Source organism: Symbiopectobacterium sp. (assembly GCF_051710365.1).
Lineage (GTDB): Bacteria > Pseudomonadota > Gammaproteobacteria > Enterobacterales > Enterobacteriaceae > Symbiopectobacterium.
This window is the reverse complement of the sequence record NZ_JBPETA010000296.1, coordinates 1-2,552: the sequence shown is the minus strand read 5'-3', so window position 1 is coordinate 2,552 and position 2,552 is coordinate 1. Positions and strand designations below refer to the sequence as shown.

Below are 2,552 nucleotides of genomic sequence, written 5' to 3'. Positions count from 1 at the left end.
CATATCTGAGTAGTGGAGCGGTCGTCCACGCCGTTCAGTAGTCGTTTTTTCCGTCCATGCAGCAATGGCTGATTCATCTAGCCATACGGTTAGAGAACCGCGCTGCTTGAGGGCCTTGTTATAGGAGAGTTAGTGATTTTAAAATTTTGTTTTGCCATGGAGACCTGATTTTGAAACAACTATGGTGATCTGATCCGATGATTACCCAAACTTTCTATTTATTCAACAAAGCCTGGAAAGCATTGAACTCAAAGACTTTAAGAACAAGGTAACTGAAAGTTACTTAGTCGCACCACGCACAAAGCATCTCATCTTATGGACAGAACGCGGAGCCGCAAGACACGCCAAGATGCTTGAAACCGATAAGGCATGGGATGTATTCGAGAAGTTAGAGGACTGTTACTTCAATCAACGTCAGCGAGATCTCTTCAATAGTTATTCTGCCATCACTGTCACGATACCAAGAGAAGGGCGTTGGTTGGTTTGTTACCGAAACAGACAACATCAGATTATTAATATCGATGATAAGGATTGTGTCGAGGGTGAATATATCCAAAAACTTCGGCGGGATGTTCACTTACTCGTTGAGACACTACAGGATTTTGGCTATCGCACATTAGTTATGTCTGGTGATGCCAGTCCGACGCGCTTAGATAAACCACTTATCAAAAAACACTGATCAAAAGATCAACTAAAGTGCTTGACTGTCCGGACGTCCGGACACATAATACACCCATGCTGCGGCAAAAGCGCGCAGGACATGAAGCCTCAACTTTGGTTGGGGCTTTTTTCTATTGACAGCGACTGATTGCTGAATAAGATCATCACGTCGCACATCCAGCTTGTTGTTCCGTCCATATCAGTTTGGTACAGGTGTGCGATAAGGCCCCGGTTAATCACCGGGGTTTTTCCGTTTCAGGGTCAGAAGCACAGCGGTTATGCGTTCGGCTGTTAACCGAAGGGGCGAATCCTTCCTGTCCCGCCAATTTTCAGGCTACGCTCCCGGCGTGGCCTTTTTTATCCCCCCTCAATCACACAGCGCCATCCGAAAAATCGGAGGTGAGACTATGCAATTGGACAAAATAACCACGGGCGTTTCATATGGCGCATCGGGTGTAAGCGGCGGTTATTGGATGCTGCAACTACTCGATACCGTATCGTCGACACAATGGGCGGCGCTGGGCGTACTCAGTAGCCTGGTATTTGGCCTGCTCACTTTTCTGACCAACCTCTATTTCAAAATCAGGGAAGACCGACGCAAAGAAGCGCGGGGTGAGTAATGAATCCCTCACTGCGTAACAAGATGGCAGGCGCTGCTGCTGGCGGGGCCATTGTCATGGCTGCCGTGCTGCTCCAGTGGCATGAGGGTGTGAAATACACGCCGTACAGGGATCCAGGCGGTGTGCTCACGGTGTGCTATGGGCATACCGGCAATGTCATTTCTGACAAAAGTTACACCCAGAAAGAGTGTGATTCTCTTCTGGACAGCGACCTGAAAGCAGCAATGGTTGTGGTTGACGCTAATGTCACCGTACCACTGACGCAGAGCCAGAAAGCCGCTCTTGCCTCGTTCGTCTACAACGTCGGCAGCGGGGCATTTGCGCGTTCAACCTTGCTCAAAAAGCTCAACGCGGGAGACAAGGTCGGTGCCTGTGACGAAATGCGCCGTTGGGTGTATGTCGATGGCCGTATCTGGAAAGGACTGGTCAGTCGTCGGGCGGTAGAGCGAGAGCTTTGTCTGAAGTCCCTGTAACCCTTTAATCCAACTTACTGAGCCTCGGCATCGTCCGAGGTTTTTTTCATCGGTGCAGTGCATGCACCCATCACACGTCGGACCTTGTTTAGGAATGAGCCTTTGAGGAAGCAGCTGGCTAGTGCTGCCTTCGACGGGCTGATTTCCTATGCACCAAAGGTTCATTACTAAGTAAGGCGAAGCACTATGCAAACAATCACCGTTCCGTTTCATGGAAATGCTCTGTATGTCGTCAACTACAATGGCGAACCCTATACCCCGATGAAACCTATCGTTGAAGGAATGGGGATGGATTGGAAGTCACAAAGAACCAAGATAAAACAGCGCTTTGCCAAAGGAGGGGTGGAAATCACCATCCCTACATCTGGCGGCCCACAGAAGATGCTGTGTTTGGCTCTGCGCAAATTAAACGGTTGGCTTCAGACCATCAGCCCCAACAAGGTCAAGCCCGAAATCCGCGACAAAGTGGTTCAGTATCAGGAAGAATGTGATGACGTGCTCTATGAATACTGGACTAAAGGTCAGGTTACCAATCCACGCAAGCGCAGCGTCATGCAGGAACTTAATGCAGCCTGTGCAGAATTAAAAACGGATAAGGCCGTTGCCAGCATGTTTGGTACGGGATTGAACGAGTGGAAAGGCATTAAGGCGGCACATGCGAAGAAAATTAAAGTGTACTAGCTCAGACCTGATCTGACAGTTACCGGTTATTTATACAGGTGTCTGTCAGATTAAATCTGGTTCAGATTTTTTTTCTGCCCAGACCCGTTTACCATCAAGTAATGTTGCCATTGGCGTG

At 48.8% G+C, this 2,552-nt stretch carries 3 protein-coding genes, 1 tRNA gene and 2 pseudogenes; 5 read left to right on the top strand and 1 reads right to left on the bottom strand.

Annotated elements, in window-relative coordinates; all coding sequences use genetic code 11:
- A pseudogene (locus tag ACTBDZ_RS16925) lies at positions 1-158 on the bottom strand (transposase); the annotation flags it as partial.
- A gap of 89 nt (positions 159-247) precedes the next feature.
- Here ACTBDZ_RS16925 and ACTBDZ_RS16920 point away from each other — a divergent pair.
- From ACTBDZ_RS16920 to ACTBDZ_RS16900, 5 genes and pseudogenes are all read left to right on the top strand, one after another.
- Positions 248-419: pseudogene (locus ACTBDZ_RS16920) on the top strand (ORF6N domain-containing protein); the annotation flags it as partial.
- Positions 420-918: 499 nt separating this feature from the next.
- Positions 919-985, top strand: a tRNA-Asn gene (locus ACTBDZ_RS16915).
- 82 nt (positions 986-1,067) lie between these two features.
- The gene (locus ACTBDZ_RS16910; RefSeq protein WP_438816163.1) at positions 1,068-1,280 is read left to right on the top strand and encodes a class II holin family protein; all 213 of its coding nucleotides are present in this window, start codon (positions 1,068-1,070) and stop codon (positions 1,278-1,280) included.
- Positions 1,280-1,753 (top strand): lysozyme, encoded by a 474-nt coding sequence (locus tag ACTBDZ_RS16905; RefSeq protein ID WP_438816162.1) that lies wholly within the window; start codon positions 1,280-1,282, stop codon positions 1,751-1,753. The genes ACTBDZ_RS16910 and ACTBDZ_RS16905 overlap by 1 nt, the downstream gene beginning before the upstream one ends.
- A 186-nt stretch (positions 1,754-1,939) precedes the next feature.
- Entirely contained in the window at positions 1,940-2,434 is a 495-nt protein-coding gene (locus tag ACTBDZ_RS16900; protein WP_438816161.1) for a phage antirepressor N-terminal domain-containing protein, read from the top strand.
- The last annotated feature ends 118 nt before the right edge of the window (positions 2,435-2,552 follow it).